General features: G+C 67.9%; 17 protein-coding genes. 9 read left to right on the top strand and 8 right to left on the bottom strand.

Annotated elements, in window-relative coordinates; all coding sequences use genetic code 11:
- Positions 1–282 precede the first annotated feature (282 nt).
- The 3 genes from ACQPXB_RS21975 to ACQPXB_RS21965 are packed head-to-tail and all read right to left on the bottom strand — an operon-like array spanning position 283 to position 7,343.
- The gene (locus tag ACQPXB_RS21975; protein ID WP_432855275.1) at positions 283–765 is read right to left on the bottom strand and encodes a hypothetical protein; all 483 of its coding nucleotides are present in this window, start codon (positions 763–765) and stop codon (positions 283–285) included.
- The gene (locus ACQPXB_RS21970; protein WP_432855272.1) at positions 762–3,962 is read right to left on the bottom strand and encodes an RHS repeat domain-containing protein; all 3,201 of its coding nucleotides are present in this window, start codon (positions 3,960–3,962) and stop codon (positions 762–764) included. Before ACQPXB_RS21970 ends, ACQPXB_RS21975 begins: the two co-directional genes overlap by 4 nt.
- 33 nt (positions 3,963–3,995) lie before the next feature.
- A complete protein-coding gene (locus tag ACQPXB_RS21965; protein WP_432855269.1) occupies positions 3,996–7,343 on the bottom strand; it encodes a DUF6531 domain-containing protein in 3,348 nt (1,115 codons plus the stop codon).
- Positions 7,344–8,376: 1,033 nt separating this feature from the next.
- Between ACQPXB_RS21965 and ACQPXB_RS21960 the strand changes: the two genes are divergently transcribed.
- The 4 genes from ACQPXB_RS21960 (at position 8,377) to ACQPXB_RS21945 (ending at position 15,272) form a co-directional block, all read left to right on the top strand.
- Positions 8,377–9,360, top strand: coding sequence for a recombinase family protein (locus ACQPXB_RS21960; protein WP_432855266.1), 984 nt, complete (start codon positions 8,377–8,379; stop codon positions 9,358–9,360).
- A 1,183-nt stretch (positions 9,361–10,543) separates the two neighbouring features.
- Positions 10,544–12,658: a hypothetical protein gene (locus ACQPXB_RS21955; protein ID WP_432855263.1), complete on the top strand. Its 2,115-nt coding sequence runs from the start codon at positions 10,544–10,546 to the stop codon at positions 12,656–12,658.
- 1,190 nt (positions 12,659–13,848) lie between these two features.
- Entirely contained in the window at positions 13,849–14,316 is a 468-nt protein-coding gene (locus ACQPXB_RS21950) for a hypothetical protein (RefSeq protein WP_432855261.1), read from the top strand.
- 269 nt (positions 14,317–14,585) lie between these two features.
- Positions 14,586–15,272, top strand: a complete 687-nt coding sequence (locus tag ACQPXB_RS21945; RefSeq protein WP_432856737.1) for a ZIP family metal transporter — start codon at positions 14,586–14,588, stop codon at positions 15,270–15,272.
- Between the two features lie 84 nt (positions 15,273–15,356).
- Here the strand turns inward: ACQPXB_RS21945 and ACQPXB_RS21940 are convergent, their stop codons facing one another.
- Both ACQPXB_RS21940 and ACQPXB_RS21935 read right to left on the bottom strand, forming a co-directional pair.
- Positions 15,357–16,148 carry an MBL fold metallo-hydrolase gene (locus tag ACQPXB_RS21940; RefSeq protein ID WP_432855258.1) on the bottom strand — a complete coding sequence of 264 codons (792 nt, stop codon included), beginning with the start codon at positions 16,146–16,148 and terminating at the stop codon, positions 15,357–15,359.
- 155 nt (positions 16,149–16,303) lie between these two features.
- Positions 16,304–17,209: a PDR/VanB family oxidoreductase gene (locus tag ACQPXB_RS21935; RefSeq protein WP_432855255.1), complete on the bottom strand. Its 906-nt coding sequence runs from the start codon at positions 17,207–17,209 to the stop codon at positions 16,304–16,306.
- A 372-nt stretch (positions 17,210–17,581) separates the two neighbouring features.
- Here ACQPXB_RS21935 and ACQPXB_RS21930 point away from each other — a divergent pair, with 372 nt between their 5' ends.
- Genes ACQPXB_RS21930 through ACQPXB_RS21910 form a run of 5 tightly spaced genes read left to right on the top strand, consistent with a single transcriptional unit; the run spans position 17,582 to position 22,722 of the window.
- Entirely contained in the window at positions 17,582–18,667 is a 1,086-nt protein-coding gene (locus ACQPXB_RS21930) for an ABC transporter ATP-binding protein (RefSeq protein ID WP_432855252.1), read from the top strand.
- Positions 18,664–20,049 (top strand): ABC transporter substrate-binding protein, encoded by a 1,386-nt coding sequence (locus ACQPXB_RS21925; RefSeq protein ID WP_432855249.1) that lies wholly within the window; start codon positions 18,664–18,666, stop codon positions 20,047–20,049. Before ACQPXB_RS21930 ends, ACQPXB_RS21925 begins: the two co-directional genes overlap by 4 nt.
- A complete protein-coding gene (locus ACQPXB_RS21920; RefSeq protein WP_432855246.1) occupies positions 20,046–20,924 on the top strand; it encodes a metallophosphoesterase in 879 nt (292 codons plus the stop codon). The genes ACQPXB_RS21925 and ACQPXB_RS21920 overlap by 4 nt, the downstream gene beginning before the upstream one ends.
- A 3-nt stretch (positions 20,925–20,927) precedes the next feature.
- The gene (locus ACQPXB_RS21915) at positions 20,928–21,866 is read left to right on the top strand and encodes a carbohydrate ABC transporter permease (protein ID WP_432855243.1); all 939 of its coding nucleotides are present in this window, start codon (positions 20,928–20,930) and stop codon (positions 21,864–21,866) included.
- 10 nt (positions 21,867–21,876) lie between these two features.
- Entirely contained in the window at positions 21,877–22,722 is an 846-nt protein-coding gene (locus ACQPXB_RS21910; protein WP_432855240.1) for a carbohydrate ABC transporter permease, read from the top strand.
- 33 nt (positions 22,723–22,755) lie between these two features.
- Here the strand turns inward: ACQPXB_RS21910 and ACQPXB_RS21905 are convergent, their stop codons facing one another.
- The 3 genes from ACQPXB_RS21905 to ACQPXB_RS21895 form a co-directional block, all read right to left on the bottom strand.
- On the bottom strand, positions 22,756–23,268 hold the full coding sequence (locus ACQPXB_RS21905; RefSeq protein WP_432855237.1) for an AAA family ATPase: 513 nt from the start codon (positions 23,266–23,268) through the stop codon (positions 22,756–22,758).
- Between the two features lie 278 nt (positions 23,269–23,546).
- Entirely contained in the window at positions 23,547–24,770 is a 1,224-nt protein-coding gene (locus ACQPXB_RS21900; protein ID WP_432855233.1) for an MFS transporter, read from the bottom strand.
- Between the two features lie 22 nt (positions 24,771–24,792).
- Positions 24,793–25,992 carry a cytochrome P450 gene (locus ACQPXB_RS21895; protein ID WP_432855230.1) on the bottom strand — a complete coding sequence of 400 codons (1,200 nt, stop codon included), beginning with the start codon at positions 25,990–25,992 and terminating at the stop codon, positions 24,793–24,795.

Genomic DNA, 25,992 nt, shown 5'->3' with positions numbered 1-25,992 from the left:
GGCTACCTGGCTGAGTGGAGCTCCACGATCACCAGAACGACGTTCCATCGGTCGGCGCCACGCGCAATGTGGAATTCTTCCGGCCTGGATTGGCCACGGCGCCATCACCGCTTGCGTCTGGTTCGAACCCCGGGCACCGTTGGAGCGAGTGTCGAACTAAGCCTAGCCAGGCCAGGATCATCCCCCGCACGAGTGATGTCGGCCGGTGACAATGCTTCCCCCGCAAGGACCCGCCCGCTTAAGTCCCGGGGGCTTGAGGCACTCCGTCCGACACACGCACCGTCAGTCGCGACCTGCGGCTTCCGGGTACACGTAGTGCTCACCATTGTCCCCGACCGCGAATAGCCGCCAGCTTTCGACCTTCGGCCCCGAACTCTCCGGAATGACCTCGATTCGTATCGAGTCCGAGCCGCTGGTTGCCTCGACAACCACAAGTCCACCGAGGCCGATGTCGGCACCGGCCACCCGAAAATCGCCCTCCGTGAACTTCGACGTCAGAAATGCCGCTTGCACGTCGTACATCGTGGTGAAGTTGTCGAATGCCTCGTCCCGGTCGGTGCCGGGCGTCTTGGGCCAGCGCATGTCGCGCGAACCGAGCAGGATCACGTCGCCGTGCATGACGCGGAACGAACATTGTGCGTGGATCGTGTGGTCGGCCCCCGCATCATCGGGCCGGAACACGACGACCACGATGTTCACGATCCGCCTGATCTCGACCAGGCGCATGCCTGCCAGCGCCTGAACCGCTTCGGCGATCGGGTTCATTCACCACATCCGAACATACGAAGTCCTTCTCGCAGGATCTCCTGGTACCGGCCGCCCAGGTCGTGGATGTTGCCGTGCCAAGCCCGCCGGTCCGCGTTGGTGAGCGTCTTCCCCGTGAGCTGCCGCACCCGTCGCACGATCTCGTTCCAAGCGCTGTCCGCTTCTTGCTGCTGATTTTCCCGGCTCGACGACGTGGTCCTGCCGTCATCGTCGTAATTGTCTCCCGAATCCCAGTTGCGCAGGACCGAGTCGTCGAGACCACCTCCGCCGGTCGCAGCGTACATCGTGCCGCCCATGAGGACCGCCGCGCCCGCGCCGGCCGCAGCGGCGACGCCGATGGCCAGCCCCGCGCCGACCTCGGCGACGCCGACACCCGCCGCGACGATCGCGCCGCACGGTTCCAGGATCGCGCAGCCGATCCCGCCGATGATCGCGCCGCCGATCGCGAGTCCCAGCCCGATGCTGTCCCAGAAGCTGAGGCCAGTACGGTCGGCGTACTGAAGCGGGTTGCCCCCGGCGTACGTGTACGGCGTGCGGGTCGTGTCGAGCAGCGGGTCGACACTGATGAACAACGCCGTCGCCGGGTCGTAGTATCGGGCGCGCAAGTAGACGAGCCCGGATTCGCTGTCGGTGTATTGCCCCGTGTAGCGCAGCGGTGTGCTGGCGCTGCCGGACGAGGTGGCCACGCCGTACGGCGTGTAGGTGTAGCTGCCGGCGACTGCCCCGGCACCGTCCAGCAGCGCAAGTGTGGAACCGATCTGGTCGTGGACGAACCAGGAACTCGAGGACGTGCCGATCTGTTCGATCGGCAGCCGTCCGGGGCCGTAGAGGTAGCTCGTGGTTCCGTCGGTCAGGATGTTCGGCGTGCCACCGTTGTCCCAGACAAAGGTCGTGGTCACCCCGCCGACGGTCTTCGACGTCCTCAGGCCGTCGCCGTTGTAGCGATAGGTCGCCGACGTCGACGGCCCGGTGAACGTCGTCAGTCGGGCAGCCTGGTCGTAGCCGTAGGTCGCCGAACCGGCGGTCTTCCGGTTGCCGACGCCATCGAAGGTCACGGTGGCGGCCCCTGCGGGCGGGGTGGCGCATGTCGGGTTGGGGGCGGTGGCGCCGGGCAGGGTCCAGCACAGCTGGCCGGCCGCATCGAACGACTGGGTGGTGGCGCCGACGGTGGTCGGGTTGTCCGCGGCGTCGGTGCTGTAGGCCGCCGACCCGTCCGACGCCAGTTGCTCTTTCGCGTTGTAGCCGAAGCTTTGCGACGCAGACCCCACGGCCCGGTTGGACAGCTGCCCGACCGGATCTCGGCCGTAGGTCGCCGAGAAGACGGTCGTCGCGCCGGTGACGGCCGTGGTCGAGATCAGCTGATCAGCGTCGTCGACACCGTCGGTCACCGTGGTGCCGTTCGGATAGGTCGTGGTCCTCGGCGTGCCGTCGTTGTCGTAGCCGAACGTGGTCTTGTTGTCGTTCCAGTCGACCACGGTCTTGAGCCGACCGGCGTCATCGAAGGTACGGACCACAGGGCTGGCGTGCCCTGGGTAGGTGATCGACGTCTGGTTGCCGTCGTCGTCGTAGCCATACGCGACCGCCGCTCCGGAGCCCTGGGTCTGGGCGACGACCTCTCCGAAGGCGTCGTAGGTCCACGTCGACGTCCCGGTGAAGTCGGTCATCGTCACCCGATGCCCGTCCGGGTCGTACCCGTACGTGACGTTGGGCGTCACACCGTCGGAGTACTTCACCGACTGCGTTTCCCCGGCCGGGTCATAGCCGATCGTGGTGACGCGGCCTGTCGCGTCGGTGCTGGTCACGACACGACCGGCCGGGTCCAAGTGCGACCTGGTGGTGCGATTGTCGGGATCAGTTCGGGAATTCTCCCGCCCCTGGCCGTCGTAGCCGTAGGTGGTCTTGGCGTTCAGGCCGTTGACGGTGTCGGAGATCGTGCCGTCGGAGTTGTAATCGGTGATTTGCGTTGTGTTGTCGGGCTGGGTGACTTTCACCCGCTGGCCGGCCGGGTCGAACGTCGAGACCGTGGTGTGGTGGTTGGCGTCGGTGGTCGATGTCTTGTTGCCGTCGGCATCGTAGGTTGCCGAATTCGTGTGGTTGAGCGGATCGGTGGTGGCGATGACGTTGCCGTCGGCGTCCTGCCGGTAGGAGGTGCAGCCCTTGGCCGGTGGCGTGCAGCCGGGGTTCACGCCGGCTGCGGTGCCGTTTTCGTCGACTGTGGACGTGAGCCATCCGGTCTCGGTGTCGTAGCCGGACTGCGCTTTGTCACCCGCCGCGTCGGTCACCGAGATCTTGTCGCCGAAGGCGTCGAACGCAGCGGTGGCGGTTTTGCCGTTGGGGTCGACTACGCGAGTTCGATCCGAAGGGTGCTGGGCGTCGTCGTAATAGAAGTTGGCGGTGCGGATGGGCGCGGGCCCGAAGTTGCCCGTGGTCGATTCGACGACGTTGTTGGCCCGGGTGATCGTGGTCGAGGTCAGGTCGAGTACGCCGGCCGCGCCGACTGGAATGTGCCCCGACTGGTCGTACTGGTTGACCGTCGCGACACCGTTCGGGTCGATGGTTTCCAGCAGGTTCCCCGCGCCGTCGTAGACGTAGTTCGTGGTGAAACCGAGGGCGTTCGACTCGGATGTCTTGTTGCCCTGGTCGTCATAGGTGAACGTCTCCGCGCCACCGTCGGGGTCCGTCTGCGTGGTGACGCCGAGGGTGACCGGGTCGTAGGTGTACGAAGTGGTACCGGCATCGGACGTGCCATACCCCTTGGTCTCCGAGATCAGCAGACCGTTCTGGTACGTATCCAGTTTCTTGTGACCGGCCGGATCAGTCGTCAGGGTCTGGCCGGTGGCCAGACCGCCGTCCGGGCCATAGGTGAACGTCGTGGTGTGGCCGTTCGGGTCGGTTTGTGTGTGCACCCGCTCAGCGCTGTCGTAGACCATGGACGTGACCGCGGTCGGCGAACCGGCGAAGTTCGCCGGCGTCCGCATCGACGTCATCAGGTGGTTGGCGTCGTAGGTGTACTTCGCGTGATCGTCGTCCTTGAGCACCGGCGTGCGGGTGGTGCCCACGCCATAGACGTCGGTGAGGTTTCCGCTGTCGTCGTAGCCGTAGGTGATCTGTCGGCCGGCGGTGTCGGCCAGCCCGGTGATGTGGCTGCCGGTCCAGGTCAACGTGTACTTGCGGCTGTTGGGATCGGTGACCGTCAACAGGCGACCGGAACCGTCGTAGGTCAGCGTCGTCTAGTAAGGTGGCGACGCCTTACTGCCGGCCAGGTCCGTCTCCGCCGTCAACCGCCCGCTCGCGGCGTCGAAGGTGAAGATCGACCTGCCGCGCCTCGTGTACACGTAGTTCGAGCCCGCCTTCACTAGCGTGGCGTCGAAACGCGGTGCTGCGGGAGAGTACATACCAGCGGTGTCGAGGAAGGTGACGGCTGAGCCGTCTTCTTGCTTGACCGTAACGTTCCCTGTCGGGCCGTCGGTGGCTGCCGACAGGTTGTAGGAGAAGGTCCATCCCCAGCCGAACGGGCCATCAGCGGCCAGCGACTCGTTGGGGCCGTTGGGGTCGGCGATGCCTTCGGCGTAACTGCGGGAGAAGTTCAGCGCCGCGCTGCGTCCCGGCGTGGCAAGGTCCGGGAACTCTTGACCGAAGTAGCCGGTGGACGTATCGACGGGGTCGCCGGCGGTGCGCGTCGCGCAGCCACACGCGATGAACGCGGGGTTGCTGCCCCGCGGTGCGTCCTGAATCCCGGGCAGGCCGCCGATCGGCTGGCCGGGCGTGCCGCCCTGCGGGACGAACGCGACCGCGTCGAAGGCCACGTCGAAGTCGGAGTTCCCGAAGCCGCCGTTGTCGATCGAGCTGCCGTTGTTGTTGAGGGTGACGTTGCCGCCGTTCTGCATGGCGAACGTGCCGATCGTGACCCACTGCTCGGAGTTCCAGGCCTGGTTGACCCGGATCTTCCACGGGGCGACGCCTCCGCCGGGGTTGATGTTGTAGACGACGTTCGTGGCTTCGGCGCCGAGGCCGGGCAGGTGCAGTTTGACCTTGTAGTACTGCAGTGAGGGTAGGTTCGGCGTCCACACGCCGGTGTTGATCAGTGCCGGGTTCGAGCCGTCTTCGGTGTGGGTGAACAGCACTCGGCCGCCGAGGCCTGTGCCGAGTTGGTGGGTGTCGATCGCGCCGATCGGGTCACCCGCGGAGTTGGTGCCGTAGGTGTACGTGAACGTGCCGTTGCTCGACCAGTTCGCTGCTCCACAGCCCTGCAGGTTCAACCGCGACGGTTCGTCGTCGACGATGATCGACCCGCTCGGCACCTTAGACGTGTCCTGGCTGCAGGTCGGTGGGTTCTGCGTCGGGTTCGCCGGTTCCGACCCGCCGGAGACCGCGTACGGACTGGTCGCACACGTCGTGGCACAGTTCGGGATCCACGTCACGGGGTTGTGCCACCAGCACTCGAAGTCGTCGAGCATGCAATGGCTCGCACCCGGATTGGAGGAGTTGGTGGCATTGGGATCGCACTGGTTGCCCGTGAGCGAGCACATCGCGGTGAACGGCGCCGGCTGCACCCAGTTCTGCCCACCGTTGTAGGTCGGCTTCGCATACGCCTGACTGCCATAGCGAATCAGCGGGCTCGCGGTCCAGCCCAGCACGCGTTCCTGGTAGGGCCAGCTCGCGGGGTGCGCCGCGTCGGCGTAGGTGTCCTGCAGGTACGGGTCGCGGTTGGGCGGGTAGTCCAGGTTCGCCGGGTTGTTGGTCCAGCCCAGACCCCACGTGCCGTGCGGGCTGGTGCAGGACGGGCCGGGGGTGCAACCGGTGGTGTTGCCGTTGGCCGCGTTCGGCTGGATGCCCGAGTTGTATGCCCAGGCCGCGAAGTACCAGTTCTCCAGGTAACGCGGGTCGGCGTTGTTGGCGGTAATCCCGGCGGAGTAGAGCTGGTTCCAGGTGCTCTCGAGGATCTGCAGGCCAGCGGCGATGTTCTCCTGGTAGTCGACCGCGACCTTCCACTGGCCGTGCTCGGACAGCGAGTGGTCGCCGATGTGCATCCCATCGGTGACCTGACTGATGCCGTAGCCGCAGCCGGAAGCGGCGTAGTCGATGGAGACGATGTCGCCGCCGGCGCCGTAGTAGCTGGCGATCAGCGGGTCTCCTGCGGTGCCGGCCGGAGCGTGCCAAGAGGCCTGCGACCAGTTCGACTCCTGAGCCATGATGCCCTCGAAGATCGACCGTGGCACGGTGTTCGTGCCGCCCGCCGGGTGTGACAGCGGGATCAGCGGGAAGTCGCTGTTCGGCGCATAGGCGACCAGGCCCATGTTGTCGAAGCCGGCTGGGCGCGTGTAGGCGCTCCCGGTGAGCAGACCCTGCTCGGCCATTTGCACGGCCCAGTTGACCTGGGCGGGGTTGGGCTGCATGACCTGCCGGTTCGCGTTCAACGGAGGCACTGCACAGTTCGGCGTCTGTGCCTGGGTGGCGTTCGGCGCTGCGGTGGCCGCCGAAGCTGCGTCGCCCTTCGGGCGCAGCCGATTCTGGTGAGGCGCCTGCGCGAGCGTCGGTGCAGCGGAGTATGTGGGTACGGCAGTGGCCGCGGCAGTGGTGGCGGCCGGGATCGCGGGCGTGAGTACCTTGCCAGTCTTCGTCGCCAGTAGCGCAGGCGCAGTCTTCCGCCCGTCGGCATCCGGGCCGAGAAGGGCGTCACCGTCCAAGGACGACGCTTCGGCACCGTGCGCGAGAGAAGTATCGCGCACGCTCCGTACGCCCGCGGCAGCCAGCGCCGCGGCTGCTCCCGGGGTGGCGCCGGAGAGCACTGCGTGACCGGCGCGGCCCTGGAACAGCTGAACGCGAGTCAGGTTGCCGGAGCCGAGCGTGGTGACCGTGCCGGCGTGCTCGTGTGCCGCGGTCGCCGTGCGCGTACCCGGCTTCGCATGCAGGAAGCTAACGCCACCGTCGGCGGCCGGGCGTACGTCGTAGACGTCGCCGGGCAGAGTGGCCACCACCGTGGGAATTCCCTTGGCGGAGATGGAGACCAGCCGGTTACCCGCGACACCGACGACGCCGAAGGCAGTGGGGACAGCGGAGGTAATCTGCCCCGGGGACGTCGTGTCCGCGCCGATCTTGCCGGTAGCCAGGTTCGCAGTGAGCAGCCGGGTCTGCCCGTCGAGGGCGACGGTGAACACCGCGGCGTCCCCCGTGCCGCAACCCGGTGAGTAGTACTTGAGGCCGACGCCACCGGCCAGAGCGTGCACTACTCCCGTGCCGAGGTTGACGGAGTAGGCGAACGCACCATGGTCACGCGCGGCTTGGGTGTTCACCGCCGAGGCCGGCAGGATCGCGACCGCGGCGTACTTCCCATCGCCGGACACGCACTGGTAGCCGGTCCACGAACCGTCATCGAACCCGGCCGGGTGGATCAGCGCGACCTCCTGCCACGCGAACCCGGCGATCTCCCGACCCAGCTCGACGTGATAGCCCTGCGCATCGCCATACCCATCGACCGCGACGTCGGCGGATTTCACCGCGTCCGGACCAAAATCCGCCGGTTTCGGCGACGCGGCAGGCTGCGCGGACACTGCCGGCTTCGGCGCCGCGCCGACCACCGAAGTGGTCGCCCCGAGCAACGCCAGCACACTGAGCAAAACCGTGAGAATCCGGAAACCGGACATTCTTCGAACACGATCGATCCCACCGGACACGGCAGATCCTCCCCTGAACGACCGGCCGCCGGAATTGCGGGCGCCGCAGGGAAATCTAACCGCCTGACCTCCAGCTACCATCGTCCGTTGGAGTGATCTTCGGAACGGCATACGGAGAATTGGGCATTATCATCTCTTGAGGATTCGAATGTATACCCAATGGGATAAAGATGCCGAACACGCAAAAGGGACCACGTCACCTTGCCGGCTTCGCCGTCGCAAACATCGGCAGTCGGAACTCGATAACACCTGCGCGGCCTGAGGATCGACGTCCCGGCAACTCCCGGAAGGCGCCGATACACCGAAAGGAAGATAGGAAACCGTCGAGCCGAACGGATCAGCGACCCCGCGTCAACGCGGCAAATGTCCAGCATGCCCGCGCACCCAGCCCCACGGCGCCTGGGTCAGCGCCCGTGCGGCCATTCGGGTGCAGTACAGCTCCAAGCCCGTCATCGGCCTCCGGCAGCCGCGTTCCGCCCTCGACCAGACCCACCTCAAGCACCGAGGTACACGATGATCAGTACTGCCGTGACAGGCACGGTGTCTCCGCGTCGTGCCGGCGCCCGGCGTCGCGAGCACACCGTTGGGAGCCACGGGCTGAGGTTCGCGTTCTACGGGCGGATGTCCACGGTCGAGTTCCAGCACCGGGAAACGTCGTTGGGGTGGCAGCGAGAGGCCGCCGAGGAGACGATCCGAGGGCGCGGCGTGATTGTGGCGGAGTACTTCGACGAAGGATGTTCACGTCGGCTGCCGTGGCGTCAACGGTCGGCCGCGGCACAGCTGATAGCAGCTGCGGAGCAACCGAACCGTTCGTTCGACGCCGTTGTCATCGGCGAGTACGAGCGAGCGTTCTACGGAGACCAGTTCGACACCGTGCTGACCACGCTGCGGGAGCGAGGTATCCAACTGTGGCTGGCTGCCCGAAGCGGGCGGTCCGGTGAACCTCGACGACCCCGTGCACCAGGCGCTGATGCTCTTGCTCGGGTCCCAGTCGCGTCGCGAGGTGTTACGGGCTCGGCACCGGGTGCTGGCTGCGATGCACGTCCAGTCCTGTGTTCAAGGCAGGTTCCTCGGCGGCCGGCCACCCTACGGCTACCGCCTGACCGATGCCGGCCCCCACCCGAACCGGGCCCACGCGAGCTGGGGGCGCCGCCTGCACCGCCTGGAACCCGATCCAGCTACCGCACCGTGGGTGCGGTGGATCTTCCAGCAACGAGCCACCGGACGCAGCGTGGCCGGCATCGCGCGAGAGTTGAACGAACGCGCCGTCCCATGCCCGTCAAGCGCCGACCGCGACCGCAACCGACACCGGACGAAGCACGAGTGGATCGTCCGGACAGTGGTGGGAATACTCGGGAACCCTCGATACACCGGGCGCCAGGTATGGAACCGGCACGGCGCCAGAACAATCGATCCGGCCCACCACCGTGCTCAAATCCGGCCATCGGCGGCGCGAGGTTGGGCACAGTCGGAGAAGATGAGCCATCCAGCCCTTGTCGACGACGCGACGTTCCTGGCGGTCCAGGGCATGCGCGCGGCCCGGCCCACGCAGCGCGGGGACACCAGGACGTACATGCTGACGGGACTCGTGCAATGTCAGTTATGCGGCCGCCGCCTGGACTCGCACTGGGTGAACGGCCGCCCCGGCTACCGCTGCCGCCACGGCCACACCAGCGCCCGCAACCGCCCACCAGAACTCGCCAAGAACGTCTACGTCCGCGAAGACCACCTACTCAACGACCTTAGCGCCCGATTCCCCGCGACGGCCGACGAGGATGGAGCCTCGATCGCCGAGTACCTGAGATCGAATGACCTAACGATCCTGTATGGCGGTCCCACACAAGAAGTCAAGGCATGCAGCCCACCATGCGCACAGGTTGCAACAGCCAAGACCGCTCGAGAGCAGTTTCTGTTGCTCTGACCCTGCCGCGACGCGCGACTTCATGGGGTAATTGAGTGTCCGAGGGGGGACTTGAACCCCTTCGCATGGGAGATCTCCCAAGTTTCGGGAGATCATGTCACCACAGTAGCTGACGCGCCCGTGATGTGCGCACTCCCCCAGCACCCGACTCTCCATACAGCCGGTGGTTGATCACGTTGTCTCAGTGCCGGTGATTGCTGCGTCGCAAGCTGAGCGGCCTGCCCGGCCGCCGAGGCTCAAGCCGAGCCAGGTCTGTCGGCAAGTGCCGACCGGGCGTTCATCGACAGTCGAGCTGACCCGCGGCAGGCGCTGCAATCCCAGACCATCGGGATCGGCGAGGGCAGGGGCTCGGAAGACTTTCTACGGGACCACCGCCACCACGAGCTCGCAACTCTCGGCCAGTTCCAATGCAACGAGCTCGACGTGCACCCAGTTGAACCGCATAGCCGACGCTGGCGGCAGCCCACACCTCCCCGACTCACCAGCAACCAACGCCGCGCTCCTTTTCCCTGAACGCGATCCCGGCCGACGGTGAGGCGCTGCTGGGAGCCGTGATCGCTCTGCGATTCCATCCAGCCGGCGAAAATACGGAGGACCCGGCCCTCGGGCCGCGAGCCTGGCTGGATCCAGGACAACGAACCCGTGACTGTCCCGTGCGCGACACCCCCATGACGTTCACGCCTGAACTGGCGGAGGCGACCTGGCCTCGTCCGCGGAGATAAGGCCTAAACCCTCGTGCGCGATCCGCAGGCATCTGCGCAGCCGCGGCGTCACCGCCGTGATCCCCGAACCGGCCGACCAGGCCGGGCACCGCACACGCCGCGGTTCCCGCGAGAGCCGCCCGCCGCCGTTCGATCTGGTCGACTACCGACGTCGCAACGTGGTCGAGCGTCGCTTCACTCCGCTCAAGAATGGCGCAGTCTGACGACACGCTACGACAAGCTCGCCATCGTCTATCGATCAGCGGTCGTCCTGCCCTCTGTGGTCACCTGGACCACAGCATTGTCAGGCACACACTAGCGGCTGGGAGATCCCCGCCGGAGGCGGCGCGACCCTGGCCAAGTAGTCGCCCATGGAACAGGACAACAACATAGCGCCAACGCAGCACCGATGTGTGGTCCGGCCTGCGCCAGAAAGCCACCAGCAGTCGAGCAAGATCCCTCGGCCCAGATACAGTCAGCTTGTGGCCCGCCAGTACACTTCCCGCACGATCAAGCTCCTTTTTGCCCGCGCGCGTCGGTGCGCGTTTCCAGGCTGCACAGAAGGGCTGGTCCTCGAAGACCGGGACCGGCTCACTGTTGTCGCGCAGATCGCACACATCCGATCCGAGAAGCCCGACGGACCCCGCCACGAGCCCACCTATGCTGATGAGCTGATCAACGAGGAAGAGAACCTGCTGCTCCTGTGCGGCAAGCACCACAAGCCGGTGGACGACCACGAGTCCGTATATCCGGTCGCAGAGCTTCTCTCGTGGAAGCGCGAGCAGACTGCGGCTGGTGGAGACCTTTCGGAACATCAGGTCGAGCGGATCTTTCTCCACGATGACCTCAATCGCCTAGGTCCCGACGCCTTCGAAAAGATGTGCCAAGCACTGACGATGCACGTACTGGGTCCTGAAACCAAGATCTTCGGCGGCCCGAGGCGTGGCGCCGAGGGAGATGCCACATTCAACGGACGAACGACAGGGTTCCCGACACATGACGCACCATGGGATGGCTTCATCGTCATGGAGGCGATGTACGGCGGCGCGAGCCGGACGCTCAGGCACCGCATCGAGCGTGAATTCGAACGCTGGGCCAGTCAGACAGCTCGAGGCGATCGGCGACCGGACTACATGATCTTTGCGACCAACCTCCAGCTGACTGCCGATGATCCTGAACTCGGGCGGTTGACCGCTCTGATCGATTTTCACGCCGGACAGGCCGGGCTCCGCGGCTGGCGGCTCTGGGATGGGACTCAGCTCGCCGAGTTTCTCGACGTCTATCCGAATGTCCGTCGCGCGGTCGGCACCATCTCCACTGCGAACGAGATTGTCGCCGCTGTCCTGGCACAGCTCCCCACCACGCCCGTTGCCGAAGGGGTGTTCCGGCCCGGCGAACCAGGCAATGAAGCGGCGTTCCAGCCCGCCTACGAAGCGGCCGGAGGGGCCCGCAGCCTGGGACACGCTCTGGGGCACGTGCAGCAAGATCGGATCGGCTGGTCCCAGCACTTCTCCGGCGGTATCAACGGTGAACCCGCCGTGCTGTGTGCGCGTTACGGCAAGAACGTCGTAGCCGTAGCAAGGGCAGTGTGGAATGACATCGGGGGTATCGGGGGCGGGATTGCTGGCGGCGGCGCGGCCGGGATCGGGTTCCCAGTGTCCGGTGCCCCATCTCGGGACGGCTACATCGGTTCCGACGCTGAGTCGATCGAGCTGGCCGGCGGCCAGTGGGGACCTGAGAAGGGCGGACGGCTACTGCGCTCACCACGCGAACCGGCCCGCTGGCAACCTGGGCTGGCGTTCGACAGCAACGCATCGAAAGACCGAGACACCTGGGCAACTCTTGCTGATCAGCGCGATCTCCGAATACGTGTAGCCGCCCGGATTCCCCTGTGCGCCGAGTTGTGGCGGATCTCCAGGCGAGGACGCATGCTCGCGGCAGTCGACGCCACGGGGATAACTGCAGTCTTCCATGCGCTGGCGGACCAATACTGCCTTGAAATGCCGGCCGGCTCATGGCAGGAGATCGGCGAACCCGACGGCCATAACAACAGCCGGTTCGCGAGCTACCAGATCACCGCCAACGACAGCGACGGCCGCACCGCACTCGCGCTCTGCATCCGGCTGACACTCCCCGACGGCCTCAACGTCGACGTCCACACCACCGTCGACCTGCGCGTGGACTTTGCCGCACTCACCACCACGGCCGCGCCGCCCGCGGAATCACCTTCGGCGCGCCGCCTCACAGTGGACGCACTGAAGGCCTTCTTCGTTCACGCCTGGCCGACAGCGACAGACGCGCTGCTGCTCGCTGCAACTGACGATCCGCTTGCCTTGCCGCCAGCCGGCGCTGCCCGGTTGGAACTGCACATCCAGAACGAACAACTCGGTCACTCCGACCGCCGTCCGACGATCCCCATCCTGGATATGGTTGACTTTTCGTCTCTTGGGTCGCCACGGGGTACCGGCCCTCGCGCTTTGTCGGTCGGAGTGACCGCAGCTCTGGGCCTGCCGGCGGATGCGATCGCTCAAGCTGTTGACGACGCGTTGCAATGGATGGTCGAGGACGCCGGATTCGTGACACCGGAGCCGACCTGACTCCCCTAGTGACCGCGAGCTGCGACGACGTGGTGTGGGCGATGGACTTGACTAACCCGCCGGGCGATCCCGAGCGCTGCCAGTCGCAGCGTCGCGCGGCTGGTCACGCACGGCGTGGACCGTGTGACGGTTCTCCGCCTACGCCGAACGGTTGGTCACGACACCACGGACGGATCCCCCCTGAAAGCGATCACACACGGCCAACAGCGCCCTCGCAAGCTGAAACCCTCGGGGCGGTTCGGCGTGGCCAGTCGGCCTTGCCTCCGCATCTTGGACCGCGTGACTCAGCTAGCTGCCGCTGAGGCAGTCGCGGTGAACGTTCCTCGACACAGTGAAGGAAACGCCGATTCTGAGACGCGCCTTCCCGAGACTCTGGGCGACGACATAAAATCAACAAGCTGAATTGTGCGCGCCTTCAGCCAACGGATTCGGTGCGCCGGAGTCTAGCTCAGCAACTGTGTCTCGATTGCAACAAAACGCTATGAAATTTCTGCGGAATCGGTGATTTCAGCGCTGACGTCGCGCGCTGCGCCTTGCCCAGGGTTCGTGGTGGACGCAGCGCACCCCGTGCCCCGGCTGGACGACCAGATTCCAGTCCGCGCTGAGGACGGCTGGCGGCCGGAGGCCGGTGAGAACGGGATAACACCACAGGCGGCGAGACCGCCGAGCTCGCCCCCACCCTCGCTGCCCGCGGCGAGACCGCGCACACCACCGAACTCCTCGGTACGCTCGACACTGTTTCCGCTGGCGACCGCTCGTACTGGACCGGCTACAACTACGCCACCGACACGATCTGGCCGCGAACGCACCACGTGGACCGCCGGAGCCGCGCTCTTGGCCCACGCTGCTCTCCACAGCGATCCGGCCACGGTTGACACGTTCACGCCAGCCGCTCGGTGATTGTTGCGCCGACGCGCTACCTCCGCCGGCAACTGCGCTGACATCCCGCCTCCGAGCTGCCGCCTCAGCCGACACCAGGGCGTACTCCACCGCCACGCGCCGCCCGGACACCGGTCCACCAACATCCCGCCCTTGCCTCGACAACGCCGCTCATCCGGAGGTTGAACCCGACCGCACCCGTCGGCCAGTGACCGGCAGAGCCCGCCCCGTGCCTGTTACCGCGACGGGCTCACGCGAGTGGGTTGGGGTGTGGGGTCAGATGTTCTTGCCGGCGGTGATGGACACCGCCGATGCTGTTGATGAACAGGATGATCGAACACCAGGCCGCAGCCGGCGGTGGACGTCTCGTTGTCGCGGCGGACAAGCTCGGCCGCGCTCTGGGCGGCCTTCTGGCGGCGTTCCTGGGTGTCTTCCTAGTCGAGCAGCAGGGTGATCTGTTCGGTGATGCGTGTCTGCAAGCGGTGATAGGCGTCGGAGTTCGGGTCGAGGGAGCCCAGCAGTTTCGTGTCCTGCTCGATCTTCTTGCGCAGTGTCTTCAGGTTCGGCACGGACGCCGGGGGATGATTTCCTCCCACATCCACCGGATCTGGCCTGGCAGCAAGATGTTCAACGGCCAGTCGCGGTGTGAGGTTCCCGCGGCTACCGGCCGCGCGAACTGGGCCATGATGATCGAGAGTGGCCGCGGCGCCTCGGGCGTGTCCGGCTACGTCGGCGACGGCGCCAATCGCTGGCCCTCCTCGTGGCGCGGCACCCGGTGACCGTGCATGGGCCGCAGCGCGTAGTTCGTCAGCCGGGCCTTGAGCTCGGTCATGAAGTCCTGGTTGTCGTTGCTCAGGCGATCAGTTGAGTTGGGTTCCCCGCGACGGCCCCGCGAGAACCAGGAACCACGCCATGCCCTCTGCTCAGGTCACTCTCCTTGGCGCCATCGCCGGGTTCACCATCTACCTCGGGACTCCCGATCGGACGGCTGCGGGCACCGCTGCCTCGGCTGAAAGCGCTGCTGAGCGCGACCGCGACCGGGATCTTGGTGTTTCTGCTGTGGGATGTACTCGCCCACGCCTGGGAACCGATCGACAAAGATTTGTCCGACCACAACATCGGCTCCGCCGCAGGCAACGGCGCAGTTCTGGCGGTCGCACTCGGGATCGGCCTCGTCGGCCTGGTCTACGTCGACGAAGCGGCCACGCGACGTCACGCCGCACCCCAACCTGCCGGTCCCGGTGCCGCCACCGCGGACGACATCGCCGCCTCGACCGGCCTCGGCTCGGCCGGGCGGCTGGCCCTCACCATCGCGGTCGGGATCGGCTTGCACAACTTCGCCGAGGGGCTCGCGATCGGGAACTCCGCCGCCGCTGGTGAACTCAGTCTCGCCGTGCTGCTCGTGATCGGATTCGGGCTCCACAACGCCACCGAAGGCTTCGGCGTTGTCGCCCCGCTGACCGGACGCCGGCCTTCCTGGCGCTACCTCGCCCTGTTGAGATTCATCGGCGGCGGACCGACGTTTCTGGGCACCCTCGTCGGCCAGAGCTTCACCAACGACACCCTGTCCATCGCATTCCTCGGCCTCGCCGCAGGCTCGATCCTCTTCGTGGTGATTGAACTCCTGGCCGTGGGTCGGAAATCCGGTGTCAAAGTGATCACCACCTGGGGCCTGCTGCTGGGCCTGGTCCTGGGCTTCGCCACCGACGCGATCGTCACCGCGACCGGCGCCTGACGTCGCTTCGTTATCGGATTGGCCGGTCGTGCGCCGATGATCTTAGATGTCATCGCGGGACTCTCCAGTAGGCTGTCGCACTGATCAGCCACCCGACCTCATTCCCCCCACAGACACCCGCTCCCCACCTCGCACCAGCCGGATCGGGCCGTCGAAGGCCGACGCGGCCGTCGCGCGCAGGTTCTCGAGCCAGGAACCATCACCAGACGCGAAGTGGGTCAAGGCAAGCGAATGAGCCCCCGCGCGAGTCGCGATCGTCCCGGCGTCAAGGGCGCTCAGGTGGCCGTGGCCGGTGACGTCGGGGGCGTTCAAAGTGGCCTCCGCCAGCAGCAAATCTGCATCCGCCGCCAGCTTCACCGCGGCGTCGGTCATCCCCGTATCCCCGGTATACGCCAAAATAGCCCCACCCGATTCAATGCGGATGCCGCAGTTCGGCAGGACGTGGCGGAGTTCGTGGAGGTCGATGGTGGCGTCGCCGAGGTCGAAGCGGTCGCCGGACTGATACTCGCGGACGTCGAATGCCCGCTCGAAAGCCTTGTCCAGCAAGGGCATCGTGGTGACGGGGAAGAGAGCGGCCCAGCGGGTGAAGACCTCGGTGGCGCCCGCGGGGACGAACAACGGGATGCGCCGGAGCGACCTGAGGAGCGGAGCCGGGCCGCCCGGGAACTCGAGGGTGGCGGACAGCAGGGACTTGCCGATGGGCAGCAGGTCGTAGCAGTGGTCGGCGTGCAGGTGGCTGATGACGACGCCGTCCAGGTCGGTCGCGTCGCTGACCGCGGAGAGGGCGGTCGCGACGCCGGGGCCGCAGTCCAGGAGAAGCCGCGCCGAGTCGGTTTCGACGAGGTAACCCGAACTGGCTTGGCCGTCGGCCGGCATTCCGGACCGGCAGCCGAGGACGGTGAGGTGCATGTTCGCTATCCGATCTACTGGAGTTCGCAGGGCTTCCGCGCAGCATGGCCGGTCCGGACCACCCGAACAGCCAGGCGCGGGAAAGAGCTACCGCACGATTGGCACTGCCTATCGCGGACCGTTCACACGTCCAGGACCAACCGCGCCGAACGGGCCCGCGACACGCAGATCATCATCGACTTGCCCGACGCACGTTCCTCCTCCGTCAGCACCGAATCCCGGTGCTCGACCTCCCCGTCGAGCACCGGCGTCTCGCACGTCCCGCACGTGCCCTCGCGGCACGACGACGGCACGCCGACCCCGGCGAGGTCGAGCGCGTCCAGGATCGACTCCGTCTCCCCCACCTGAACCGTCTGGCCCGACAGCGAAGCGACCACCTCGAACGACCCCGCCGGTCCGAACTCGGCCGTGCGCGGGTGGAAGCGCTCGATCCGCAGCCGGCCCGCCGGGCACAGCTCCTCGACGGCCGCCAGCAGCGGTTCCGGCCCGCAGCAGTACACGACGTGGCCCGCGGTCACGATGTCGGCCAGCGGCAGCAAGCCGTGCTCGTCTTCCGGCAGCACGCGGACGCGGTCGCCGTAAACACCGAGCTCGACCAGGAACGCCATCCGCGAGCGCCGGCGGCCACCGTAGTGCAACGTCCACTCGGCACCAGCCGCCGAGGCCGCGCGAAGCATCGGCAGCAGCGGCGTGATGCCGATGCCGCCGGCGACGAACGAGTACGCGGGCGCCGGGTCCAGCGCGAAGTTGTTGCGCGGGTCGCTCACCCGCAGCGAAGCGCCGACCTCCAGCGAATCGTGCAGGTACCGCGAGCAGCCCCGTCCTGGGTCCTCCCGCAGCACGGCGATGCGCCAGTGGCGCTGTGAGGCCGGGTCGCCGCACAGCGAGTACTGCCGCGTCACGCCCGGGCGCACCTCGACGTCGATGTGCGCGCCCGGCGTCCACGACGGCAGCCCGTCGCCGCTCAGCGCGAACGACACCACGTCCTCGGCCTCCGTCGTCCTGGCCGTCACCCGTACCTGGCGCACGTGTCCACCTCCGCTTCGTGATGCGTCCAGAGTGGGCACCGCGCGCGGGCGGGAGGGCATCCTTCGCCGGTTTCGACTCGCCTGATCGGAAATTGCAATAGACTCGCGTCGTCACGTATCGGGGTACCGATTCCGGTTCGCAATGGCACGATAAAAAATCCTGATAACACCGTCGCCGAAACCGATCGACAACAGTGCACGAAGAGACATTTCAGCAGGTCAGCGACCATACAAAACCGTGAAACAGCCCGTCCCACCGTTCATCCTCCTGACATTCCGGCGTGCTGCAATTCGCTGGCATCAGCGAGGAGATCGAAGGGAAATTCGGTGGGCCACATCCGGATTCGAGGAGCAACCAAGCGTTTCGGTGCCGTGACCGCGGTCGACGGGGTGACGCTCGACATCGCCGACGGCGAGTTCCTCGTGCTACTCGGCCCGAGCGGGTGCGGCAAGTCCACGCTGCTGCGCGCCATCGCGGGCCTGGCCCCGCTCACGGCGGGGCAGCTGGAGCTCGACGGACGCGACATCACGCACACGCCGCCGCGCGAGCGCGACCTGGCGATGGTGTTCCAGAGCTACGCGCTCTACCCGCACCTGTCGGTGGAGCGCAACATCGGCTTCCCGCTGCGCGCCCGGCGCCAGTCGCGCAGGGACGTGCAGCGCAAGGTCGGCGAGGTCGCCGCGACGCTGGAGCTGTCGGAGCTGCTGCACCGTCGCCCGCGCGAGCTCTCGGGCGGGCAGCGTCAGCGTGTCGCCCTCGGGCGGGCGCTCGTGCGCGACCCCGGCGCGTTCCTGCTCGACGAACCACTGTCCAACCTGGACGCGAAGCTGCGGGCCTCCACGCGGTACGAGCTCGTGGAGCTGCACCGCCGCCTGGGCACCACGTTCGTCTACGTCACCCACGACCAGGTGGAGGCGATGACGATGGCCACCCGCATCGCGATCCTCAACCAGGGCCGGCTCGAACAGGTCGGCACCCCGGCCGAGGTCTACGACCAGCCGGCGTCCGAGTTCGTCGCCGGGTTCCTCGGGTCCCCGCCGATGAACCTCTTTCCCGCCACCGTCGTCTCGCGCGGCGGCGAGCTCGTCGCGATCGCGCCCGGTCTCGAAGTCCCCCTCGGCCGCCGCGGCGAGCTGCCCGACACCGAGGTCGTCCTCGGCATCCGGCCCGAGCACCTGCGCCCGCACGGCCCGCGCCCGGCGCTGCACGGCGTCGTGCAGCTGCTGGAGAACCTCGGTGGCGAGGAGATCGCCCACGTCACCGTCGGCGACGCGCGCCTGTGCGTGCGCGGCCCCCGCCCGCTCGGCCTCGAGCCCGGCGACGAGGTCGGGGTCGCCACGGAACCCGCGCACGTCCACGTGTTCCACCACACCACCGGCCGTCGCCTGCTCTGGCAGGACGACCACGCCGACGCCGCCCTCCCCTCCGAAGAAACCGAACAAGGAGTTCCCGCATGAGAATCCCCCGTTCCCGCGTCGGCGGCCTGCTCGCGCTCGCCGCGCTGCTGGGCGTATCGGCCTGCGGCGTCGGCACGCCGACCACGGCCGCGCAACCGTCCACTGTGGCCCAGGCCCCGCAGCTGGCCCCCGGCCAGCAGGTCTCGATCGTGTTCGAGAGCTACAACTTCGGCCTCGCCGGCACCTGGACCGACACCTTCAACGAGCTCATCGGCCAGTTCGAGAAGAAGTTCCCGAACATCAAGGTCACGCCGCAGAAGCCCAACGGCAGCGACCCGAACCCCGCCCACAACTCCACCTCCAGCGTGCAGACCGAGATCGCCGCCGGCAACCCGCCGGACGTCGCGCAGCTCGGCTTCGACACCCTCGCGTTCGCCGCGGGCCAGCTCGGCGCCAAGCCGCTCGACGACCTGTATGGCAAGAGCGAGGTCGACACCGAGTTCGGCGGGCAGTTCCCCTACGCCGGCGCCATCCGCACGATCGGCAACGTCGACGGCAAGACCTACGGCGTGCCGTTCGTGCTGTCCACGCCGGTCCTGTACTACAACGCCACGCTCTTCAAGCAGGCCGGCCTGAACCCGGACAACCCGCCGAAGACGTGGGGCGAGGTCCAGCAGGACGGCGCCAAGATCAAGCAGGCCACCGGCAAGGACGGCGCGTACGCCGACTGCCTCGTGCGCTCGGCCAGCGACTGGTGCTTCCAGAGCCTCGTGCGCTCGGCCGGCGGCCGCGTGCTGTCGCAGGACCGCAAGCAGCTGACCTACGACCAGGCGCCGACCGTGCAGGCCGTGAAGCAGATGCAGGACATGGTCACCTCGGGTGCCATGCCGCAGCTCAGCCAGGTGCAGGCCACGGCCGCGTTCCCGCGCGGTGACCTCGGCATGATGCTCGAGAGCAGCGCCGCGCAGGGCGGTTACCTCAAGGGCGCCCAGGGCGCCGGCTGGGAGCTGCGCGCCGCGCCGATGCCCAGCTTCGGGGACAAGCCGACCGTGCCGACGAACTCCGGCGCCGCGCTCTACGTCTTCTCGAAGGACCCGGCCAAGCAGCGCGCCGCGTGGGAGCTCATCAAGTTCCTCACCAGCGCGGGGGCCTATGACGTGATCACCAGCAAGATCGGCTACCTGCCGCTGCGCCTGGGCCTGCTCGACGACCCGGCCCACCTCAAGCCGTGGGCGGACAAGAACCCGATGATCAAGCCGAACGTGGCCCAGCTGCAGCACATCGAGCCGTGGGTCGCCTTCCCGGGCACCAACTTCCAGCAGATCCGCGACACGATGATGGACGCCGTCGAGAAGTCCGTGTTCCAGGGCGCGGACCCGCAGTCCTCGCTCACGGCCGCGGCCAAGCAGACCGCGTCGCTGCTGCCCGGCGGCGGCAAGTGAGGCTCACGCCTCCCGAGCTGACCCTGATCCAGCTGAGCGACCCGCACATCTGTGCCGAAGGCGAGCTCCTGCACGGGAGCGTCGACACGTTCGCCACGCTGGACACCGCGCTCGGGACGATCACCTCGTCCCGGGCGCGGGTCCACGGCCTGCTCCTCACCGGCGACCTCGCCAACGAGGGCAAGCCCGAGGCGTACCGCAGGCTGGCCTCCGCGCTGGCCCCGGCGGCGGCCGAGCTCGGCGCGGAAGTCGTGTACGCCATGGGCAACCACGACGAACGGGCTGCGTTCCGCCGGGAGCTGCTGCCTCACTCGCCGGATCTGATGGCCACTGTGGACTCCGTGCACTGGATCGAAGGCGTCCGGGTCGTCGTGCTCGACAGCAGCACGCCGGCCCGGCCCGACGGGCGGCTCGAACCCACCCAGCTCGAGTGGCTGGGCGACGAGCTGGCGAGCCCGGCCCCGCGCGGCACGCTCCTGGTCGTGCACCACCCACCACTGCCGTCGCCCGTGCCGTCGGCACACCTGCTGCGGCTGCAGAACGCGGACGACCTGGCGGCGGCGCTGACGGGCACCGACGTGCGGATGATCGTCACCGGCCACGCCCACCACACCGGCTGCGGGTCGCTCGCCGGAATCCCGGTGTGGGTCGGGCCGGCGCTGGCCTACCGGTCGGACCCGCTCCCGCCGCCGGGCCGCATGCGCGGGCGCCGCGGCGCGGGGATCAGCCGCGTCGACCTGATCGACGGAACGTTCGTCGCCACCGCGGTCGAGATCGGCGACGCGCCGGTGGTGTACGACGAGGACAAGGAGGAACGCGTGCGCTACGCCCTGGACAAGTTCTTCGCCCCGGGCACCCCCGGCAAGGACGGGTGAGCGATGTTCGTCGAAATCCCGGCGCCCGTGGTGGTGGTTCCGTCGCGCGTGGCCCGGCCGGCGCTCGTGCGGCGGCTGCTGCGCGGGGCCCCGCCGTACCTCTACCTCCTGCCGGCGTTGGCGCTGCTGGTGATCTGGACCTACCGCCCGCTCGTGCAGACCGCGCAGCTGTCGTTCTTCTCGTGGAACCTGCTGCCCACACAGCCGGCGACGCCGGTGGGGCTGGACAACTACGTGCGCCTGTTCCAGCTGCCCGCGGTAGGCCAGTCGGCACTGCGGACGCTGGAGGTGATCGGGGGCCTGATCCCCTTCACGCTCCTGGTGCCGGTGCTGGTCGGCCTGCTCGGGCAGCGCGTGCGCGGCCGGGCTCGCGCGGTGTACCAGGCGCTCGTGTTCGCTCCCCTGCTGGTCGCGCCCGTGGCCAGCGCGACGGTGTGGGAGTGGCTGCTCGAACCGTCGGGCGGCGCGGTGAACCGCGTGCTGGGCACCCACGTGAACTGGCTGCACGACACCACGTGGGCGCAGCCCGCGATCATCCTGGTGACCGGGTGGCACCTCATCGGGTTCGCCGTGCTCGTCGTGTCCGCGGGACTGTCGAACATCAACAGCGACTACACCGAGGCCGCGATGATCGACGGTGCCTCGCGCGGCCAGATCACCCGCTGGATCACACTGCCTCTGCTGTCGCCGACGCTGGTGTTCCTGGCGCTGATGACGGTGCTGCTCTCGGCGCAGTGGACCTTCCCGCTGATCGACACGATCACGCAGGGCGGCCCGTCGGGCGCCACCACGAACGTCTACTACCTGTTGTGGGACTACAGCTTCCACAGCTTCGACGCCGGCCTCGGCACGGCGGCGGGCATGGTGCTGTTCGTGGTCTTCGGCATCATCGCCGCGGGACTGGTGCTGCTCGGCGAGAAACTGTCCGTCCACGACGACTGAGGAGGCGTCCATGGTGGACTCCATGCTGCTCCCCGGGCGGGGCCCGCGCTGGCGGGCCCTGCCCGGGCACCTGGCGCTCGGCGCGCTCGGTGTGCTCTGCATCTTCCCGATCTATTGGCTCTACGCGACTTCGCTGCGCCGGCCCGACCAGGTGCTGTCGCTCTCGCCCATCCCGTGGCCGCTTTCGCTGGGCAACTACGCCGACGCGATCCAGCTGGTCGACATCCCGCAGCTGCTGATCAACACGACGCTGGTGGCGCTGCTGACCGCGCTGGGCCAGCTGCTCACGGGGCTGCTGGCGGCGTATGCGTTCGCGGGCTGGAATTTCCCGCTCAAGCGGCTGTGTTACCTGCTGTTCGTGGGCACGTGGCTTGTTCCGTTCCAGGTGACGATGCTGCCCAACTACGTGCTGCTGCTGCAGCTGGGTCTGCTCAACACCTTGGGCGGCGTGGTGGTGCCGAACCTGTGCTCGGCGCTCGGCGTGATCCTGCTGCGCCAGCACCTCGACGGCTTCCCCAAGGAGCTCCTGGAAGCGGCCAAGATGGACGGCCGCTCCTCCTGGCGTACCTTGTGGACGGTCGTGGTGCCGAACCTGCGGGCCCCGCTGGCCGCGCTGGCCATCCTGCTGTTCGTCACCGCGTGGAACGAGTACTTCTGGCCCGCGATGGTGCTGCAGCGCAGCAACGACGTGCTCCAGCTCGGGCTGCGCAGCTTCATGATCAGCGAGGGCGGCCAGGGCACGTACTGGGGCCCGCTGATGGCAGTCGCGGGGTTGGCCTGCCTGCCGATCTTCGCGCTGTACCTGGTGCTGCGCCGCCACATCGTCAGCGCGTTTGTGAGGTCTGGCCTGAAGTAGAAAGCCCGCGGCCGATGGGCCGGCCGGCCGGGGTCAGATGTCGGTGCTCGAGGGCCAGGTGTCCGCCGCCCATTCCGGCCAGCCCGGGCAGCCCGCCGGTGGGGCGGGAATCTCGCCGCCGGCGAGTTCGGCGGCATCCGGCACCTCGAACTGCTCTCGCCACGCGTCCAGGTCGACCTCGCGGATCGGGAACGTCTGATGCGGTGTCGTTTCCTGGCGGTGCGCGATGCGGGCGAGCTGGACGTCCTTGTCCACCGGCAGGTAGATCACCTGGCACGACGCCCCGACCGACCGCGCGAGCCAGCGCAGTGCCGACCGCTCGTCGCGGCTCCACGGCCCGAAGTCGAGGACCACGCTGATCCCCAGCCGCAGCGCCTGGAGCGCGACCGAGATGAGCCGCCCTTCGAGCGCCCAGCGTTTTCCGCCGGCCATCGAATCGCCGAACAACGGGATCATCCAGTGATCCGGGGTCAGCCGCAGTGCCCGATGGATTGTGGCGAGCTCTCGGGCACTGGTGGTTTTCCCGGCCCCGGGGAGCCCGACCATCAGGAGCAGGGTGGCGGCACGCGGGGGCTGCGTGGTGCCGGCTCCGGGTGCAGGGGGGTGCTGAGGATCGAAACGCTGCGATTGAGACATGACTTCCCTGATCAGCCAGGACGACCCGGCGTCACAAGAACCAGGTGACTGCCGGCAGGACACTGATCCGGCGGTACGTCCTCGCACCGCCCCACACGGGGCAGGCAATGACCGCGGTTACAGGAACCGCGGTACCGCCGCTAGGCGGTAGTTGTGGTCATGGGAGCGCAGCAGCACATGCCTCGATCCTAGCGGACAGTCGATCCTCCGGCGTCATCGGCGGTGGCTGTCGCCGGCGGGGTGTGCCGCACGAACGAGAGGATCAGGCCGATCGCGGCGAACGCGGTGGCGAAGATCCAGATGTGACCGGCGCCCAGGCCCGAGATCACGACCCCGCCGATGGCGGAGCCGAGCGCGATGCCCAGGTACATGGCCGAACCGTTGAGCGAGAGCAGCATCGGCGACAGCTCCGGTGGCGCGTCGGCGATCATGCTGTGCTGCTGCGCGGGCAGGAACGCCCAGCCGACGATGCCCCAGACGAAGACGTACACGAACGTCGAGACCAGCGTCTGCGAGGCGAGCGGGAACAACGCCATGTCCACGGTGAACACGGCCAGCGTGCCGAGCAGCACCGGGCGCGAGCCGAAGCGGTCCACGAGCGAGCTGCCGAAGCCGAGGCCGACGAGCGCGCCCAGGCCGTGCGCCATGATCAAGGCTCCGACAGCGCCCGCCCCCACCGCCGGAGCGGCGGCGAAAATCGGCTCCACGTAGGTGTAAACCATAAGGCCGGCGCACATACCCGCGATGGTCACGACCAGCGCCAGCAGCACGGCCGGACGCCGCAGTGGCGCCAGCCGTTGCCGCAACGGCACCGACGGAGCAGCGCCGCCCGCCGTGACGCTCAGCGCGATGCCGACGGTGGCCAGCACCGCGAGCGCGGCGACGAACACGAACGCCGAGCGCCACGTCCACAGGCTCGCGAGCCAGATCCCGATCGGCACACCCGCGAGCGTGGCGATGGAGATCCCGCCCATCACGATGGCCAGCGCGCGGCCGCGTCGTTCCGGCGGCACCATGCCGGCCGCGGCCGCCGCCGCGAGCGGGCTGTAGAGCCCGGCGAGGCAGCCGGCCGCGATCCGCGCGACGGCCATCACCCACGGCTCCCACGCGACGGCCGCGAGCAGGTTCACCACCACGAAGGCCGCGATGGAAACCAGCAGCAGCCGTCGCGGCGAGCGCACCCGCACCAGCGTCATCACGACCGGCGAGCCGAGCGCGTAGGCCAGCGAGTACGCCGTGACGAACAGGCCGCCGCCGGCCACCGACATGTGCAGGTCGGCCGACAAGTCCGACAGGATGCCGGCGATGAGGTAGTTGTCGGTGCCGGCGCAGAAGGCCCCGAGCGCCAGCATCACGACGGGCAGCCAGCGCACGGTGGACCTCGTGGCCGCGACGGCCGTGTCGGAGGTCATCGGACTCCTTTCGGGTCGACGGTCACCAGGTGACCGGGAGGGTGTCCAGGCCGTAGAAGTTGGTGTTGGGGCGCCACGCAATGTCCTCGAACGGCACGGCCAGGCGCAGGCCCGGGAAGCGGCGGAACAGCGCGGGCAGCGCCATCCGCAGCTCGAGACGGGCCAGCGGCGCACCGATGCAGTGGTGGATCCCGTGCCCGAACGCGAGGTGCGGGCCGGACTTGCGCGTCGGGTCGAACCGGTCCATGTCCTCGCCGAGGCGCTCGTCGCGGTTGGCGATCGGCGGCGAGCACATGAGCAGCTCACCGGCCTTCACGAGCAGGCCGGAGATCGTCACGTCCTCCTGCGCCACGCGGGGAAAGAGGTTGTGGGTGATCGACAGGTAACGCAGCAGTTCCTCCACCACCTGGTCGAGCTCCTGCTCACCCGCGAACAGCAGCGGGATGTACTCGGGGTGGCGCAGCAGCACCAGCGTGCCGAGCGACAGCATCGACATCGTGGTCTCGTAGCCGGCCTGCACCATGAGGTCGGCGACGCCGGCGAGCTCGCGATCGGTGAGGTCGTCGCCGTGCTCGCGGATCAGCATGCCGAGCATGCCCTCACCCGGGTTCGCGCGCTGCTCCCTGACAAACTCGACCATGATCGCACCGGCGCGTTCGGAGGCCTCGCGGCGTTCCTCGACGGAGAGCGAGAAGTCGGTGAACTTCGAGCTGAGCGGCAGCAGTTCCGTGCGGCTCTCCACGGACACGCCGAACAGCTCGCAGATCACCAGCATCGGCAGGCGCAGCGCGAACTGGCCGACGAGCTCGGCGCCGGGCCCGCCCTGTTCCATCTCGTCGAGGTGCTCGGCGACGGTGGCCTCGATCCGCGGCTCCAGGCGGGCGAGGCGGCGCTTGGTGAACTCGGCGGCGAGCATGCGGCGCAGCCGGGTGTGGGCGGGCGGGTTGTAGACGATGAACCAGCCCGTGCCCTCGACGCCGTCTTCACCGTCTTCGCCTTGCGTGCTGGCGAAGTACGGCGGCGGCGCGCTCGTGAAGCGCTTGTGGTCGCCGAGGATCAGGCGGACGTCGTCGTAACGCGTGACGAGCCAGGTCTGCACGCCCCAGTGGTGCTCCACGCGCGTCACCGGGCGCTCGACACGCAGTCGTTCCAGCTCGGGCAGGGGGTCGAATCCGTCGCGCCGCGCGAACAGCGGCGGCAAAGGCGTTTCCACGTCGGTCAT

This window comes from Amycolatopsis sp. CA-161197 (genome assembly GCF_050942255.1).
Lineage (GTDB): Bacteria > Actinomycetota > Actinomycetes > Mycobacteriales > Pseudonocardiaceae > Amycolatopsis.
The sequence above is the reverse complement of the archived record's forward strand: the minus strand, read 5'-3'. Positions and strand labels throughout refer to the sequence as shown.

Bases quoted from the DNA above. Each gene is read 5' to 3' on its own strand.
- ACQPXB_RS21975 (WP_432855275.1), bottom strand. From the start codon at position 765: ATGAACCCGATCGCCGAAGCGGTTCAGGCGCTGGCAGGCATGCGCCTG.
- ACQPXB_RS21950 (WP_432855261.1), top strand. From the start codon at position 13,849: ATGCTGTTGATGAACAGGATGATCGAACACCAGGCCGCAGCCGGCGGT.
- ACQPXB_RS21940 (WP_432855258.1), bottom strand. From the start codon at position 16,148: ATGCCGGCCGACGGCCAAGCCAGTTCGGGTTACCTCGTCGAAACCGAC.
- ACQPXB_RS21925 (WP_432855249.1), top strand. From the start codon at position 18,664: ATGAGAATCCCCCGTTCCCGCGTCGGCGGCCTGCTCGCGCTCGCCGCG.
- ACQPXB_RS21915 (WP_432855243.1), top strand. From the start codon at position 20,928: ATGTTCGTCGAAATCCCGGCGCCCGTGGTGGTGGTTCCGTCGCGCGTG.
- ACQPXB_RS21910 (WP_432855240.1), top strand. From the start codon at position 21,877: ATGGTGGACTCCATGCTGCTCCCCGGGCGGGGCCCGCGCTGGCGGGCC.
- ACQPXB_RS21905 (WP_432855237.1), bottom strand. From the start codon at position 23,268: ATGGTCGGGCTCCCCGGGGCCGGGAAAACCACCAGTGCCCGAGAGCTC.
- ACQPXB_RS21900 (WP_432855233.1), bottom strand. From the start codon at position 24,770: ATGACCTCCGACACGGCCGTCGCGGCCACGAGGTCCACCGTGCGCTGG.
- ACQPXB_RS21895 (WP_432855230.1), bottom strand. From the start codon at position 25,992: ATGACCGACGTGGAAACGCCTTTGCCGCCGCTGTTCGCGCGGCGCGAC.